Source organism: Massilia sp. YIM B02769, from assembly GCF_030411995.1.
Taxonomy (GTDB): domain Bacteria; phylum Pseudomonadota; class Gammaproteobacteria; order Burkholderiales; family Burkholderiaceae_D; genus Telluria.
This window is the reverse complement of sequence record NZ_JASNRC010000002.1, coordinates 383,164-398,990: the sequence shown is the minus strand read 5'-3', so window position 1 is coordinate 398,990 and position 15,827 is coordinate 383,164. Positions and strand designations below refer to the sequence as shown.

Sequence of the window (15,827 nt, the reverse complement as noted above, 5' to 3'; positions counted from 1 at the left end):
TTATCGGAGGGAAGTTTGTCTTCCGAGACATTCCACGCCGGTTGAACGCGTGGACGGGAAAACCCGTCCACCCTACGCAATTCCATATTATGAAATGATATATCGTATTTTGAAAAATCCCATCTTCACTGGTAAAATCCGATGGCTTAAATTACGTTAACTGTTCATCAAATCCGCCGCCGGCGATCTGGGGATCGGGGTGGGGCCACAAAAGGAGACGCACTACCATGTCAGCTCAACTCGACCAATTGACGGCCCAGGCCGCCAATGACCCGGACGCCCTCGAAACCAAGGAATGGCTCGAGGCGCTTGAGGCGGTCATCGAAAACGAAGGTACCGACCGCGCCCACTACCTGATGGAGCGCCTGGTCGACCTGGCGCGCCGCCGCGGCGCCCACATCCCGTTCTCCAGCAACACCGCCTACGTCAACACCATCCCGGCGCACCTGGAAGAACACTGCCCCGGCAACCTCGAATACGAAGAGCGCCTGCGCTCGTGGATGCGCTGGAACGCGATGGCGATGGTCGTCAAGGCGAACCGCGCCGACGGCGACCTGGGCGGCCACATCTCGTCCTTCGCCTCGCTCGCCAACATGCTGGGCATCGGCTTCAACCACTTCTGGAAAGCCCCGTCGGACAACCACGGCGGCGATCTGCTGTACATCCAGGGCCACTCCTCGCCGGGCATCTACGCGCGCGCCTTCCTGGAAGGCCGTATCAGCGAAGAGCAGCTGCTGAACTTCCGCCGCGAAGTCGACGGCAAGGGCCTGTCCTCGTATCCGCACCCGAAACTGATGCCGGACTTCTGGCAGTTCCCGACCGTCTCGATGGGCCTGGGCCCGCTGATGGCGATCTACCAGGCGCGCTTCCTGAAGTACCTGCACGCCCGCGGCATCGCCGACACGGCCGAGCGCAAGGTCTGGGTCTTCTGCGGCGACGGCGAGATGGACGAGCCGGAATCGATGGGCGCGATCGGCATGGCCGCGCGCGAGAAGCTCGACAACCTGGTCATGGTCGTCAACTGCAACCTGCAGCGCCTCGACGGCCCTGTGCGCGGCAACGGCAAGATCATCCAGGAACTCGAAGCCGATTTCCGCGGCGCCGGCTGGAACGTCGTCAAGGTCGTGTGGGGCCCGGGCTGGGATAACTTGCTGGCCAAGGACAAGGACGGCATCCTGCAGCGCGTGATGATGGAAACCGTCGACGGCGAATACCAGAACTACAAGGCCAAGGACGGCGCCTACGTGCGCAAGCACTTCTTCGGCAAGCACCCCGAGCTGCTGAAGATGGTCGCCAACATGAGCGACGACGACATCTGGCGCCTGACCCGCGGCGGCCACGATCCGCACAAGATCTACGCCGCCTTCAAGAACGCGCAAGAGAACAAGGGCACCCCGACCGTGCTGCTGGTGAAGACCGTCAAGGGCTTCGGCATGGGCAAGTCGGGCGAAGCGCGCAACACCGCGCACCAGACGAAGAAGCTGGATGATGAGGCGATCCGCGAAATGCGCGACCGCTTCGCGATCCCGATCCCGGACGACAAGCTGGCCGAGATCCCGTTCTTCAAGCCGTCCGACGACGCGCCTGAAATGAAGTACCTGCACGAGCGCCGCGCGGCCCTCGGCGGCTACCTGCCGTCGCGCCGCCAGAAGGCCGACGAGCAGCTGACCGTGCCGCCGCTGGAGTCGTTCAAGGCCGTGCTGGAACCGACCGCGCCTGGCCGCGAGATCTCGACCACGCAATCGTATGTGCGCGTGCTCACCAGCCTGCTGAAGGATTCGAGCCTGGGCCAGCGCATCGTCCCGATCCTGGTCGACGAATCGCGTACCTTCGGCATGGAAGGCCTGTTCCGCCAGATCGGTATCTTCAACCAGCAGGGCCAGCTGTACGAGCCGGTGGATAAAGACCAGGTCATGTACTACCGCGAGGACAAAGCCGGCCAGATCCTGCAAGAAGGGATCAACGAAGCGGGCGGCATGAGCTCGTGGATCGCCGCGGCGACCTCGTACTCGTCGAACAACCGCACCATGATCCCGTTCTACACCTTCTACTCGATGTTCGGGATGCAGCGTGTGGGCGACCTGGTCTGGCTGGCGGGCGACATCCGTGCGCGCGGCTTCCTGATGGGCGGCACCGCCGGCCGCACCACGCTGAACGGCGAAGGCCTGCAGCACGAGGACGGCCACAGCCACATCATCGCGGCCACCGTGCCGAACTGCCTGCCGTACGACCCGACCTTCGGTCACGAAGTGGCGGTGATCATCCGTGACGGCCTGCGCCGCATGGTGGAAGAACAGGAAGACGTGTTCTACTACATCACCATCATGAACGAGAACTACGAGCAGCCGGGCCTGAAGCCAGGCCAGGAAGAGGGCATCCTGAAGGGCATGTACCTGTTCCAGGAAGGCGATAAAGAGGCGCAGAACCGCGTCCAGCTGATCGGCTCGGGCACCATCCTGCGCGAATCGATTTTTGCTGCCGAACTGCTGAAGAACGACTGGGGCGTCGCCGCCGACATCTGGTCCGCGCCTTCGCTGACGCTGCTGGCCCGCGACGGCCAGGACGCCGAGCGCTGGAACATGGTGAACCCGGAAGCCGAGCAGCGCGTGCCGTACGTGACCTCGCTGATGCAGAACACGAGCGGCCCGATCGTCGCGACCACCGACTACATGCGCATGTTCGCAGAGCAGATCCGCGCCTACATGCCGAAAGACCGCACCTACAAGGTCCTCGGCACCGACGGCTTCGGCCGCTCGGATTCGCGCGTCAAGCTGCGCGAGTTCTTCGAGGTGAACCGCTACTACGTGACGGTTGCCGCCCTGCGCGCCCTGGCCGACGAAGGCAAGATCGACAAGGCCGTCGTGGCCCAGGCGATCGCCAAGTACGGCATCGATGCGAACAAGCCGAATCCGGTCACCCAGTAATGCTCATGGCGTGCGTCAGTCCTTGTGGCTGGCGCATGCCAGTGCACCCATATCAAAAATAACGGAGCTAATACGATGAGCATTGTGGAAGTCAAAGTACCGGACATCGGCGACTTCAAGGAAGTCGAAGTCATCGAACTGATGGTCAAGCCGGGCGACACGATCAAGGTCGACCAGTCGCTGGTGACCGTCGAATCCGACAAGGCGTCGATGGAGATCCCGTCGAGCCATGCCGGCGTGGTCAAGGAAATCAAGGTCAAGGTCGGCGACAAGGTTGCCGAAGGTTCGCTCGTGCTGATGCTCGAGGAAGCCGAAGGTGGTGCTGCTGCGCCGGCGGCTCCGGCTGCTGAAGCTGCACCGGCTCCTGCTGCCGCGCCTGCACCAGCACCGGCTGCTGCCCCTGCACCCGCTGCTGCTCCTGCGCCTGCGCCAGCTCCAGCCGCAGCGCCTGCACCTGCCGCCGCCCCAGCCGGCGACGCCAGCAAAGCCCACGCCTCCCCATCGATCCGCAAGTTCGCGCGCGAACTCGGCGTCGACCTGTCGCGCGTGCCGGGCACCGGTCCGAAGAACCGCATCACCCAGCAGGACGTGCAGAACTTCGTCAAGGGCGTGATGGCCGCCGGCCCAGCCGCCGCACCAGCCGCCAAGGGCGGTTCCGGCGTGGGCCTGGACCTGCTGCCATGGCCGTCGCTCGACTTCTCGAAGTTCGGCGCCACCGAAACCGTGCCGCTCTCGCGCATCAAGAAGATCAGCGGCCCGAACCTGCACCGCAACTGGGTCATGATCCCGCACGTGACGCAGTTCGACGAAGCCGACGTCACCGACCTGGAACAGTTCCGCGTCGATTCGAACGCCGCACTGGCCAAGCAGAAGTCCGCCGTCAAGCTGACCATGCTGGCTTTCGTGATCAAGGCCTCGGTTGCCGCGCTGAAGAAGTACCCGCAATTCAATTCGTCGATCAGCGAAGACGGTTCGGCACTCATCGTCAAGCAGTACTACAACATCGGCTTTGCGGCCGACACCCCGAACGGCCTGGTGGTCCCGGTCGTGAAGGAAGCCGACAAGAAGACCGTGTCGCAGATCGCCACCGAGATGGGCGAGCTGTCCGCACAGGCGCGCGAAGGCAAGCTGTCGCCGGCCAACATGCAGGGCGCGAGCTTCACGATTTCGTCGCTGGGCGGCATTGGCGGTACGGCCTTCACGCCGATCATCAACGCGCCTGAAGTGGCCATCCTCGGCCTGTCGAAGTCGGCGATGAAGCCGGTCTGGGACGGTTCCACCTTCCAGCCGCGCCTGATGCTGCCGCTGTCGCTGTCGTACGACCACCGCGTCATCGACGGCGCCGGCGCTGCCCGCTTCGCCGCCTACCTGGCCGAAGTGCTGGCCGACCTGCGCAAGACCCTTCTGTAAGGAGCGCCGAGCATGAGTACTGTTGAAGTAAAAGTCCCGAACATCGGCGATTTCAAGGACGTCGAGATCATCGAACTGATGGTCAAGCCCGGCGACACGATCAAGGTCGACCAGTCGCTGGTCACCGTGGAATCGGACAAGGCCTCGATGGAGATCCCGTCGACCCACGCCGGCGTGGTGCAGGAACTGAAGGTCAAGGTCGGCGACAAGGTGAACGAAGGTTCGCTGCTGCTGATGATCGAGGAAAGCGGCGCGGGTGCTGCGGCGCCTGCCGCTGCGGCTCCAGCCGAAAAGCCTGCCGAATCGTCCAAGCCGGACGCGCAGATCGGCGCGCAAGCCGCTGCGCCGACCGCTGCCGCCGGCCCGACCGACTCGTACGCACCGGCCCATAAAGCCGACGCCGCCGCCCCGAACGCCGTGCCTGCGCCGAACGCGGCCAGCTACAGCGGCCAGGTCGACATCGAATGCGAGATGATGGTGCTGGGCGCCGGCCCCGGCGGCTACTCGGCCGCCTTCCGTTCGGCCGACCTGGGCATGAACACGGTGCTGGTCGAGAAGTACGCCACCCTGGGCGGCGTTTGCCTGAACGTAGGCTGCATCCCGTCGAAGGCGCTGCTGCACGTGGCGCACATCATGGACGAGACCGCGCACATGGCCGACCTCGGCGTCTCCTTTGCCAAGCCGGACGTAGACCTCGACAAGCTGCGCGCGCACAAGGACAAGGTCATCAAGACCATGACCGGCGGCCTGGCCGGCATGGCCAAGGCGCGCAAGGTGAACGTGGTGCAGGGCGTGGGCCAGTTCCTCTCGCCGAACCACATCGAAGTCAGCGCCGCTGATGGTTCGAAGAAGGTCGTGAAGTTCGCGAAAGCGATCATCGCCGCCGGCTCCGCGGTCGTGAAGCTGCCGTTCGTGCCGGAAGACCCGCGCATCGTCGACTCGACCGGCGCGCTGGAGCTGCGCCAGGTACCGAAGCGCATGCTGGTCATCGGCGGCGGCATCATCGGCCTGGAAATGGCAACCGTCTACTCGACCCTCGGTGCGCGCATCGACGTGGTCGAGATGATGGATGGCCTGATGCAGGGCGCCGATCGCGAGGCCGTCAAGGTCTGGCAGAAGTTCAACGCCCACCGCTTCGACAACATCATGTTGAAGACCAAGACCGTCGGCGTGGAAGCGCTGCCGGAAGGAATCAAGGTCAGCTTCGAATCGGCCGAAGCCGGCGTCGCCGCACCGGAACCGCAGCTGTACGACATGGTGCTGGTGGCCGTCGGCCGAAGCCCGAACGGCAAGAAGATCGCCGCCGACAAGGCCGGCGTGGCCGTGACCGACCGCGGCTTCATCGGCGTGGATGGCCAGATGCGCACCAACGTGCCGCACATCTTCGCCATCGGCGACCTGGTGGGCCAGCCGATGCTGGCGCACAAGGCCGTGCATGAAGCCCACGTCGCGGCCGAAGCCGCGCACGGCGAGAAGGCCTATTTCGATGCGAAGATCATCCCGTCGGTGGCCTACACCGATCCGGAAGTGGCATGGGCCGGCATCACCGAGGACGAAGCCAAGCAGAAGGGCATCCAGGTCGAGAAGGGCCACTTCCCATGGGCCGCTTCGGGCCGCGCCGTGGCCAACGGCCGCGCCGAAGGCTTCACCAAGTTGCTGTTCGACGCCGAGACCCACCGCATCATCGGCGGCACCATCGTCGGCACGAACGCCGGCGACATGATCGGCGAGATCGCGCTCGCCATCGAGATGGGCGCGGATGGCATCGACATCGGCAAGACGATTCACCCGCATCCGACCTTGGGCGAGTCGATCGGCATGGCGGCCGAGGCGTACGAAGGCGTGTGCACGGACTTGCCGCCGCCGCGCAAGCGTTAAGCTGACAGTTCGCAGGAATGAAAACGGGGCCGCAAGGTCCCGTTTTTTTATGTCCATTGTTGGCAGATTCGACGGTGGGGACGCCAACCGTACGGTGGGCACCCCGTGCCCACGCGGTTACGTGCGTATGCGTTTGGCCTGCGCCAGTAGCATATCGCCCGCGAACGTCAAACCCGGTCGACGATCGCGATGATGGTTTGTGTCGGCGAGCGATAAGTCGCGGCCATGAGCCAAAGGACACGCACGCAACCGCGTGGGCACGGAGTGCCCACCGTACGGGATACGCCGCGTCACATCTGCCGGAACAAATCCACGTAATTCCGGCTCACCACCAGCTGCTCCTCGCGCCCCTTCAGCTTCACGTGCAAGCGCCCGCGAAAATCCGTGCGCGTCCCGGCGACATGCTTCGCCGCCACAATCACCCCGCGATGAATCTGCCAGAACTGCTGCGGATCGAGCTGCTCCTTCAGCTTCGCCAGCGGCGTGCGGATCAAGCTCTCGCCATCTGCCAGGAATACGCTGGTGTACTTGTCGTTGCTCTGGAAGTAGATCACCTCGTCGACCGCGATCAAGCGCGTTTCCTGCCCCTGCGCCGCGCGGATCCACTGCAGCGGCGCCGGTGCGGGCGACGCCGCAGGCGCGGAAACGCCCAATTGCCGCAGCAGCGCCTGCAAGGCATCCGGCGCCACCGCCGGCGCTGGCGCCGACGAACGCAAGGCCTCGCGCAACCTGTCCACGGTGCGCTGTAACCGCTCCAGCCCGATCGGCTTCAACAAATAATCGAAGGCCGCATGCTCGAAGGCGTGCACCGCATACTGCTCGTGCGCAGTGGTGAACACGACCCGTGGCGGACGACCGCCGGCGCACAGCCGCGCCGCCAGTTCGATGCCGGTCAGCCCCGGCATCTGGATATCGAGGAAGACGACGTCCGGCGCCAGCTCGTCGATCAGCTCCAGCGCCTGGATGCCGTTGGCGGCGCGGGTCACGCGCAGTTCGGGCCAGGCCTGGGCCAGTTGGGCGGCGAGGTAGTCCAGCAAATGCGGTTCGTCGTCGGCGATCAGGGCGCGGGGGGAGTCGATGGTGTCACCTTCGTGAGTGGCAGCAGCAGGCGCGAAGTCACGCCGCAGGCTTGGTTTTCGATTAATTGTAGCTGAGCGCCTGCACCGTGCAGCTGGCGCACCCGCTCGCGCAGGTTCGACAAGCCAACACCCCCGCCGGGACGTGGCGGTGCATGCCCGAGACCCATGCCGCTGTCGCTCACCTCCACGCACAGCGCGTCGTCGATCACCTGCGCGCGCACCAGGATCTCGCCGCCTTCCAGCTTCGGTTCGATGCCGTGCATGATGGCGTTCTCCACCAGCGGCTGCAGCAGCATCGGCGCGATCGGCAGCTGGCGCGTATCCGAGTCGGCCTCGATGCGGTAGCGCAGGCGCGCGCCCATGCGCACGCCCAGCACGTCGAGGTAGGCGCGGACCAGGTCGAGCTCTCCGCCGAGCGTGGCGGCGTCGGCGCGGCTGGCGGCCAGGCTGGCGCGCAGGTAGTCGATGAAGCGCTCCAGCATGCGCCGCGCCTGCGCCGGCTGGCTGTCGATCAGGCTGACCACGTTGGCCAGCGTGTTGTACAGGAAGTGCGGTTCGATCTGGGCCTGCAGCGCGCGCAGTCTTGCCTCGGCCAGCATGCGGCCGGCGGCGGCAATTTGCTCCTGCTGGCGCGCGGCCAGGGTCTCGCGTTCGATGCGGCGCTCGCCGATGAACAGCATCACCCGGATGATCACGGCCGTGATTACGGCATAGATGGCAACCGACGCCATCGGCCCGATCTTCAGCACTTGCAGCGGATTTGCCTGCGACAGCAGCATCTTGGTGAGCGCGATGCCGACCACGGCGCCCAGGCAGGACACCGCCATCTGCGCCGAACGCGCCTGCACGCGCGAACCTGCCAGCTTTTCCGGCGCATAGCGGCGTAGTGCATACAGTGCGCCGTGGATCAGGAAGCCGACCACGTTGGCGCCGATCATCATCGCCGCCAGGTTGCGTCCGAGCGGAGGCGGACGCGTGGAAAATAACTGATCGGTAGCGGTCAGCACCAGGCCGATCAGGCAGTTCCATACCAGGGTATAGAGCAGGTCGCGTTGCGGCGAGGGACGGATGCGGCGCAGCGGCGCCAGAACTTCGAGCGGATGCACGCTACGTGGCGGTGTGTCGATGTGTTCGGGAGACATGATGAGAGACCTGATCAAGTAGCCAAGAAATTACCATGAAAGCAGTGCGGTGTGCGATAGGGCAAGCTGGCCAGGGCCAGCGGCCCGGCCTTGACATTCGCCGCGTCGAACACGGTCAGCACGCCAACGCCGCGCCGGGTGTCCTGGGCCACGCCGACCAGGTAGCCGTCGGCCTCATGGCGCGCATTGCGGCGCGGGACCAGCACGTGTTCCTCGACCTGCCAGCCGGCGCCGAAGCGGTAGCTGTCGACCTTGCCGTTGTCCGTATCGACCAGGTTCACGGTATCGAGCCCCAGCTCGCGGTTGGCGCGGTCGCAGCTGAGCAGGGCCAGGCGGCGGTGGCGCATGCCGACCACCTGCGGCATCACACGCGGGAACTCGCTGGTGCCGAGCAGGCGTGCCGTGGAGGCCTGGCCGCTGGCATAGTCGAGGCACACCTGCACCGCCTGGCTGCGGCCAGGCGCATTGTCCTGGCGCGTGCCGATCATCAGGCTGCCGAGGCCGGCCAGGGCATCGCCCGCGTGCAGCACTACGTCGAAACGGGTGCAATCGCCGTCGTCCCAGGCGTTCCCGAGGTGGAAGACCATCTGCGGCGGCAGTTCGAAGACCTGGCGCAGGGCCAGCGTGTCCTTGGCCACCACCACGATGCGCGTCGGACGCGTAGCGCCGGCCCAAACGTGGCGCTCGGCCAGGCTCAGGCTGCGGTCGTCGCGCAGGTCGTAGGGCGGCACCACGAAGATCAGGTGCTTCGCGCTGACGGCGAAGTCGTGCACCATCGCCAGTTGCGGGACCGCGATCACGTTCGTATTCAGCAGCGAACCGTCGGCGCCGATGCGGTACAAGGCCAGCTTGTTGGCGCCGGGCAGGGCGCCGAAGTTCCACATGCCGCCTGCCGGATCGAGTTTCGGGTGGGCCGAGAAGGGCATGGACTTGACGTCGTCGCGCCAGGTCTTGATGCCGAGCGTGGCCAGGGACTCCGGGTCGACCTCGGTGGCCGAGCCGCCTTCCCACAGCGCGTACAGGCGGCCGTTGAAGGGCAACAGGTTGGTGTTGGCCGCGTTCATGGTGTCGTTGTCGCGGAAACCGCGGCGGGTGAACATGGTGCCAAAGGCCGGATACAGGAACTGGCCGGCTTCCGACTCTTCGCGGAAGCGCCTGGTCTCGACGAAGCGTCCATGGTGGCGCACCTTGCCATCATGCAGCGTCCAGCGTTGTGCGAAACCGTCGCCGTCGAACCAGTGGTGGTAGCGTTCCCCACCGAGCTCGAAGCGTCCCGGGCCGTTGCGGTAGAAGCTGCCTTGCAGGTCCTTCGGCAGGCGGCCTTCGATGACGGCCAGGCCGGCTTGTTCGCCCTGCTGGTCGGCGTAGACGGCGAGCGACTTGTCGCGCGCCAGGGCGGCGTGGAAGCGGGCATAGGTGGCGGCGTCGGCGCGGGCCTTGCCGGTGAGGGCGAGGGCGCCCAGGCCGAGTCCGGCCTGGATGAAAGAGCGGCGCTCCATGGCGGCCTCAGCGCAGCGAAACGGTGATGGCGGCGCCGGCGGCCGGCACGGCGAAGCGCGCCTGGTCGAACGAGGGCGGTCCCATGTTGCCGAGGGCATTGTTGCTGAAGGCATAGTCCTCGGACGGGATGCCCATCATGTTCTTGTCCATCTTGCCGTTGCTGTTGGCGTCGTGGAAGAGGGCAAAGCCGTAGTTGCCGGCCGGCACGTCCTTGATCGTGAGCCTGGTGCTGCCGTTGGCGGCCGGGGCGGCGCCGGTCTTCACCGTGCGTTTCAGGAAGCCGTCGGCCGAATCGTAGAGTGCGACCATGATCTGGCCGTCGTTGCTCTTGACGCCGTCGACGGTGATGGTGAGATCGCCCGCGTGGGCGGTGCAGGCGGCGAAGAAGGCGGCGAGGCAGAGGGCGAGGCGGCGGGTGGTCATTGCGGTCTCCAGTGGCGTTGTAGGGTGAGGCCACTGTAGCGGGGCGGATCGCAGGCGGTTCCAGGATGCGACGAAAGGCCGCGGTGCGGGCGCCAGATGCATCACGCGAGCGCGAGTTGCAGCATTGCCGATGTTGAACTGCGCCGCCGGCTTGCTATGATGAAGATGCGACGGTCATTGGTGGAGACAACCATGGAAGAGCACGGCAACGAATATGTCGGGACGGTGTTCGTCCTGCCCGAATCGCGCAGTTTCGAGCTGAAGACGACGCTGCACGGCGTGCCGGTGACGCTGACCGGAACGGTGTCGCAGCAGCTGGCGGCTCAGTTCGCGGGCAACCTGGCGGCCGGCGCGCCGATCGACGTGCGCCAGCTGGCGCTGCAGCCAAGGCGGGTTGAAGTGCTGACGCGCGAGATCCACGAGCGCCACCGGGCGCCGCGCAAGATGCATTTCCTGATGCGGGTGATCGATAGGGCCTAGGTGGGCCTAGGCGGCCCTAGCGTCCGACGCCGTTGTTGGTGCCGTTGCTGTTCATCCGCTCGTTCTCGAAGGCCTGCTTGTCGACCTCGCTCGTGTTGACTGCGCCGCGCTCCGTCTTCTTGCGGGGAATCAGGGTGCCGGTCGGGGCATAGGCATCGGCCGCGCGTTCCTTGCGCGACTGTTTGCCCGGTTCGGTGTCGGATGGGGTGGCGCAGGCGGCCAGCAGCAGGATCACGCCGGCCAGCAGACACGGATTTCTCATTCTCGACTCCCTTTGATAGACGGTTTGCTTGTGAATGCAAACTCTAGCATTGCGCGAGCGGCAGGAATCTCGTCAATTGTCACGGCTTACTTCAACTTCACCGGCGCCACGGTCGTTCCGTCCTTTACCTCGATCGCGGCATCCTCGAAGCCCGGCGGCCCGAACTTGCCGCGCGCGTCGCGGCTGAAGCCGTAGTTCTCCTTCGGAACGCCGATGAAGCTGCGGTCGAGCTCATTGTTTTCGTTCTCGTCCTGGTAGGCCAGCACGGCCCAGGTGCCGGCCGGGATGTCCTTCAGCGTCACCACCGTCTCCGCCCCCTTGGCCGGGGCCGAGCCGCTGTAGCCGCATTGCTTGAGGAAGCGCTCCTTGTCGCACAGCGCGACATTCACCTTGCCCTTGCCGGCGGCCACGCCCGATACGCGGACCTCGACCGTGGCGGCGGAGGCGCCCGCCGTCAGCGCAAAAAACAGGGAGCAAGCAAAAACCATCCTGGAAACCATGTATCGTCCTTTATTCATGTGGAAGTGGCGCCGATTCCCCAGCCGTGCGCGGTGTGCGCCATGGTAGGCTGTGGGTATCCCGGCTTCTTGTCGTTTCGTTACAGTCTATCCGTCAAACCATGCTGCTCAATACCCTCATCGTCGTGCTCACAGTCGTGTTCATGGAAGTCTTCTCCATCGTCGCGCACAAGTACGTCATGCATGGCTTCGGCTGGGGCTGGCACAAGTCGCACCACGAACCCCGTACCGGCTGGTTCGAGAAGAACGACCTGTACGCGGTCGTCTTCGCCGGCATCGCCATTGCCCTGATCTACGCCGGCACGCGCGGCTACCATCCGCTCGAATGGATCGGCGCCGGCATGACGGCCTACGGCTTGCTCTACTTCGTCGCCCACGACGGCCTGGTGCACCATCGCTGGCCTTTCCGCTACGTGCCCAAACGCGGCTACTTCAAACGCCTCTACCAGGCCCACCGCATGCACCACGCGGTGGACGGCAAGGACGGCGCGGTGTCGTTCGGTTTCCTGTACGCGCCCTCGGCCGACAGCCTCAAACAGCAGTTGCACGCACTGCATGGCGGCCGCCTGCAGCGCCGCCAGCCGGCGCAACAGCAACAGCAGAGTCAGCAGCAGGACGGGACCACAGCCGGGCAGGGCGCGGCGTCATCGTCGTCCGAATCCGTGAACTGAGGGCATCCAGCCCGCCGCGCAGCAGCAGCCAGAGCTTGGTGAGCTTGCCCGTGCCGGCACGCTCGTCCCAGGCGTGCGGCCCGCGCCGCTTGACCACGATCCCGATCTGGCGATACACCAGGCGCGCCGTGGCGATCGCCCAGGCTGAGCGCAGCGGCAGCGCGGCCAGGCCGGCGCAGGCCGAGTCGTAATACGGTTCGGCATGGTCGACCAGGCGCGCGGCCACCTTTGCCAGCGCCGCGCGGTGGCGCGGCAGCGCGATCTCGTCCTGCGGGATGCCGGCTTCGCGCAGCCAGGCGGCCGGCAGGTAGCAGCGGCCAATCTGCGCATCGTCGACGATGTCGCGCCCGATGTTCGTCAGCTGGAAGGCCAGGCCCAGGTCGCAGGCGCGGTCGAGCACGGCCGGGTCGCGCGTGCCCATGATCGAGGCCATCATCAGCCCGACTACGCCGGCCACGTGGTAGCAGTAGCGCAGGGTGTCCTCGATGGTCTCGTAACGCGCTTGCTCGACATCCATGGCGAAGCCGGCCAGGTGGTCGTAGGCGTAGCGCGGCTCGATGCCGTGCTTCAGCGCGACTTCCTGGAAGGCGGCAAAGGCCGGGTCGCGCATGGCTTCGCCGGCGTAGGCGCGGCGGGTCTGGTCGCGCAGCAGGGCCAGCTCCCTGGCAGCGTCGTGCGGCGCCGGTGCGCTGGCCGCCGGGACGAAGCCCAGCTCCTGGCCGTCGACCACGTCGTCGCAATGGCGGCACCAGGCGTACAGCATCAGCACGCCGCGCCGGGTCTCGGCATCGAACAGTTTCGCCGCCGCCGCAAAGCTCTTCGACCCGACCTCGATGGTCTGGGTCGCATGCTGCATCAGCGCTTCGCTCATGCCGCCACCTCGCCCAGCATCAGGCCGGCCGTGGCCTTGGCCGAGCCGATCACGCCCGGCACGCCGGCGCCGGGGTGGGTGCCGGCGCCGACCAGGTAGACATTCGCCAGTTCGGCATCGCGGTTGTGCGGGCGGAACCAGGCGCTTTGCGTGAGGATCGGCTCGAGCGAGAAGGCCGAGCCGTGGTGGGCATTGAGCTGGTCGCGGAAGTCGAGCGGCGTGAAGATGCGGCTGGTGACCAGCTGGCTGCGCAGGCCCGGCATGTAGCGTTTTTCCAGATACGCGAAGATGCGGTCGCGGTAGAGCGGCCCTTCGACTTCCCAGTCGATCGGCGCATTGCCCAGGTGCGGCACCGGCGCCAGCACGTAATGGCTGCCGCAGCCGGGCGGCGCCAGCGACGGGTCGGTGACGCAGGGCGCGTGCAGGTAGAGCGAAAAATCGTCGGCCAGCGATTCGCCGTTGAAGATGTCCTTGATCAGTTCGCGGTAGCGCGGGCCGAAGCACACCGTGTGGTGCTGCAGTTGCGCGTGATGGTGGTCAAGCCCGAAGTAGAGCACGAACAGGGAGTTGCTGAAGCGTTTCTTCTTCAGCGCTTCCGCTTCGGCCGTGCCGCGCGCATCGTGGCCGAGCAGCTTGGCATAGGTGTGCACCACGTCGGCATTCGAGGCCACGGCGTCAGCCGCGAACAGGCGCCCGTCTTCCAGGCGCACGCCGGTGGCGCGGCCGTTACTCGTTTCGATGCGTGCGACCGGCGCATTCAGCTCGAAGCGGCCGCCGATGTCCTGGAACAGCTTGACCAGCCCCTTCACCAGTGCGCCGGTGCCGCCGCGCGGGAACCACACGCCCCAGCGCCGTTCCAGCGCGTGGATCAGGGTGTAGATCGAGGACGTGGCGAAGGGGTTGCCGCCCACCAGCAGCGAGTGGAAGGAAAAGGCCTGGCGCAGATGCTCGTCCTGGATGAAGCGCGACACCATGCCGTAGACGCTGCGCCAGGCCTGCAGGCGCGCCAGTTGCGGGCCGGCCTGGATCATGTCGCGGAAGGACAGGAAGGGCACGGTGCCGAGCTTGATGTAGCCTTCCTCGAACACCGCCTTCGAATACGCCAGGAAGCGCTTGTAGCCCTCGACGTCGGCCGGGTTGCGCGCGTGGATCTGGCGGTCCAGGGCTTCCTGGTTGTTCAGGTAATCGAAATGGCTGCCGTCTTCCCAGCACAAACGGTAGAAGGGCTCGACCGGCAGCATCTCGACGTAGTCCTCGATGCGCTTGCCGGCCAGTTCGAACAGCTCCTCGATGCAGGACGGGTCGGTGATCACGGTGGGGCCGGCGTCGAACACGAAGCCCTGGTCTTCATACACGTAGGCGCGGCCGCCCGGCTTGTCGCGCTTTTCCAGCAGGGTGGTCTGGATGCCGCGCGCCTGCAGGCGGATGGCGAGGGCCAGGCCGCCGAATCCGGCGCCGATGACGACGGCGGTTTGTTGTTGGTTCATTCGGGTTTCCTGATCTGACGAGGGTGGATCTTGCGGGCCGCCTCGAAGGCCGCCAGCAGGGGGACGGGTGGTTTGCCGCTGAGGATGCGCGCCTTGTCGCGCAGGCGCAGGCGGCCGGCGTAGAAGTGCGCGATCAGGCGCGGCGACAGGCGGTAGAAGCGCCCCATCACGCGCCAGCGTTTGTCGGGACTGCCGGCCAGGAACAGCATGCGGTTCAGCAGGCGGAAGAAGCGCTGGCCGCGCCATTCCTTGTGCGCTTCGTCGCGGATCGCGGCGAACAGCTGCGGCGCGTCCAGGTCAGCCAGGCCGGCGATGCGTTCGGCCAGGCGCACCGCATGCGGCAGCGAATAGCCGGTGGTCGAGTGGAACAGGCCGGCGCGCAGGCCGGCGCAGGGCTGGCCATCGAGCTCCTGCCAGTAGGCGTCGAAGTCGCCGGCCAGCACGATGGGCAGCGAGCCGTGTTCCTCGCGCAGCAGCTCCGCGACCTGCCAGCCGCGCGCCTGCGCATAGGCGGCGATGTTCGCGCGCAGGCGTTCCGGCTCCCAGGCGCCGGTGTCGACGTAATGGGTGTCCTCGATCAGCAGGGTGTGGGCGTCGAAGGGCAGCACGTAGACGAAGCGGTAGCCGCCTTGCTGCTCGACGCTGGCGTCCATGATGATGGGGGCGGTGAGGCCGTGCGGCGCGGCCAGGCGCACTTCCTGGCCGAGGAAGGTCTGGTAGCCGAGCGCCAGGCGTTCGGTGGCGCGCACGCCGCGGCCGTCGATCACGGCGCGTGCATGCAGGGTGCTGCCGTCGGCCAGCGTGACCGAGGTTGGCGTCAGCGACGCGATCCGCACGCCGGTGCGCAAGGCGGGGCCGAGCGCCGCCGCGATGACGCGCGCGAACTCGTCGGACGTGACGCTGGCGTAGCCGCTGCCGAGGGTACGCGCGTAGTCGGGAAAGACCACGTCGTAGCGCGGCCAGCGCCGGGCGACCAGCGGCGCGATCCATTCCTGCTGTCCTGGGGGCAGGTCGCCGTCGTGGAAGGACCAGGTGTGGTTACCGCCGATGCGCTCGGCCGCTTCCAGCAGCAGGATGCGCAGGGCCGGGCGCTGGGCGTGCAGGCGCCAGGCGATCAGGCCGTTGGCCAGGCCGCCGCCGACAAGGATCAGGTCGAATTCCGGGGCGCTTGCCATGGGCCGT

General features: G+C 66.3%; 13 protein-coding genes and 1 pseudogene. 5 read left to right on the top strand and 9 right to left on the bottom strand.

What is annotated here, in order from left to right:
- Positions 1–227 precede the first annotated feature (227 nt).
- The 3 genes from aceE to lpdA all read left to right on the top strand — a co-directional run bounded on the left by aceE (position 228) and on the right by lpdA (position 6,212).
- Positions 228–2,924 carry a pyruvate dehydrogenase (acetyl-transferring), homodimeric type gene (gene aceE / locus QPK31_RS04560; RefSeq protein ID WP_290421754.1) on the top strand — a complete coding sequence of 899 codons (2,697 nt, stop codon included), beginning with the start codon at positions 228–230 and terminating at the stop codon, positions 2,922–2,924.
- Between the two features lie 75 nt (positions 2,925–2,999).
- The gene (aceF, locus tag QPK31_RS04555; protein WP_290421753.1) at positions 3,000–4,334 is read left to right on the top strand and encodes a dihydrolipoyllysine-residue acetyltransferase; all 1,335 of its coding nucleotides are present in this window, start codon (positions 3,000–3,002) and stop codon (positions 4,332–4,334) included.
- A 12-nt stretch (positions 4,335–4,346) separates the two neighbouring features.
- Positions 4,347–6,212 (top strand): dihydrolipoyl dehydrogenase, encoded by a 1,866-nt coding sequence (lpdA, locus tag QPK31_RS04550; RefSeq protein WP_290421752.1) that lies wholly within the window; start codon positions 4,347–4,349, stop codon positions 6,210–6,212.
- Positions 6,213–6,502: 290 nt separating this feature from the next.
- Here lpdA and QPK31_RS04545 read toward each other — a convergent pair whose 3' ends face one another.
- Genes QPK31_RS04545 through QPK31_RS04530 form a run of 4 tightly spaced genes read right to left on the bottom strand, consistent with a single transcriptional unit; the run spans position 6,503 to position 10,356 of the window.
- Positions 6,503–7,249 (bottom strand): LytTR family DNA-binding domain-containing protein, encoded by a 747-nt coding sequence (locus tag QPK31_RS04545; protein ID WP_290421751.1) that lies wholly within the window; start codon positions 7,247–7,249, stop codon positions 6,503–6,505.
- Between the two features lie 20 nt (positions 7,250–7,269).
- Positions 7,270–8,433 carry a sensor histidine kinase gene (locus QPK31_RS04540; RefSeq protein WP_290421750.1) on the bottom strand — a complete coding sequence of 388 codons (1,164 nt, stop codon included), beginning with the start codon at positions 8,431–8,433 and terminating at the stop codon, positions 7,270–7,272.
- Positions 8,434–8,447: 14 nt separating this feature from the next.
- Positions 8,448–9,932 (bottom strand): carotenoid oxygenase family protein, encoded by a 1,485-nt coding sequence (locus tag QPK31_RS04535; protein ID WP_290421749.1) that lies wholly within the window; start codon positions 9,930–9,932, stop codon positions 8,448–8,450.
- 7 nt (positions 9,933–9,939) lie between these two features.
- Positions 9,940–10,356 (bottom strand): DUF2141 domain-containing protein, encoded by a 417-nt coding sequence (locus QPK31_RS04530; RefSeq protein ID WP_290421748.1) that lies wholly within the window; start codon positions 10,354–10,356, stop codon positions 9,940–9,942.
- A gap of 192 nt (positions 10,357–10,548) precedes the next feature.
- Here QPK31_RS04530 and QPK31_RS04525 point away from each other — a divergent pair, with 192 nt between their 5' ends.
- Complete coding sequence (locus QPK31_RS04525) at positions 10,549–10,836, top strand: hypothetical protein (RefSeq protein ID WP_290421747.1); 288 nt, start codon at positions 10,549–10,551, stop codon at positions 10,834–10,836.
- Between the two features lie 16 nt (positions 10,837–10,852).
- Here the strand turns inward: QPK31_RS04525 and QPK31_RS04520 are convergent, their stop codons facing one another.
- Positions 10,853–11,098, bottom strand: a complete 246-nt coding sequence (locus QPK31_RS04520) for a hypothetical protein (protein ID WP_290421746.1) — start codon at positions 11,096–11,098, stop codon at positions 10,853–10,855.
- Between the two features lie 86 nt (positions 11,099–11,184).
- A complete protein-coding gene (locus QPK31_RS04515; protein ID WP_290421745.1) occupies positions 11,185–11,598 on the bottom strand; it encodes a DUF2141 domain-containing protein in 414 nt (137 codons plus the stop codon).
- A gap of 119 nt (positions 11,599–11,717) precedes the next feature.
- Here QPK31_RS04515 and QPK31_RS04510 point away from each other — a divergent pair.
- Positions 11,718–12,110: pseudogene (locus QPK31_RS04510) on the top strand (sterol desaturase family protein); the annotation flags it as partial.
- 37 nt (positions 12,111–12,147) lie between these two features.
- On the opposite strand, the gene crtB reads toward QPK31_RS04510, so the two are convergent.
- The 3 genes from crtB to crtY are packed head-to-tail and all read right to left on the bottom strand — an operon-like array spanning position 12,148 to position 15,820.
- Positions 12,148–13,158 carry a 15-cis-phytoene synthase CrtB gene (crtB, locus tag QPK31_RS04505; protein WP_290421744.1) on the bottom strand — a complete coding sequence of 337 codons (1,011 nt, stop codon included), beginning with the start codon at positions 13,156–13,158 and terminating at the stop codon, positions 12,148–12,150.
- On the bottom strand, positions 13,155–14,645 hold the full coding sequence (locus tag QPK31_RS04500; RefSeq protein ID WP_290421743.1) for a phytoene desaturase: 1,491 nt from the start codon (positions 14,643–14,645) through the stop codon (positions 13,155–13,157). Before QPK31_RS04500 ends, crtB begins: the two co-directional genes overlap by 4 nt.
- Complete coding sequence (gene crtY / locus QPK31_RS04495; RefSeq protein ID WP_290421742.1) at positions 14,642–15,820, bottom strand: lycopene beta-cyclase CrtY; 1,179 nt, start codon at positions 15,818–15,820, stop codon at positions 14,642–14,644. The genes QPK31_RS04500 and crtY overlap by 4 nt, the downstream gene beginning before the upstream one ends.
- Between the last annotated feature and the right edge of the window lie 7 nt (positions 15,821–15,827).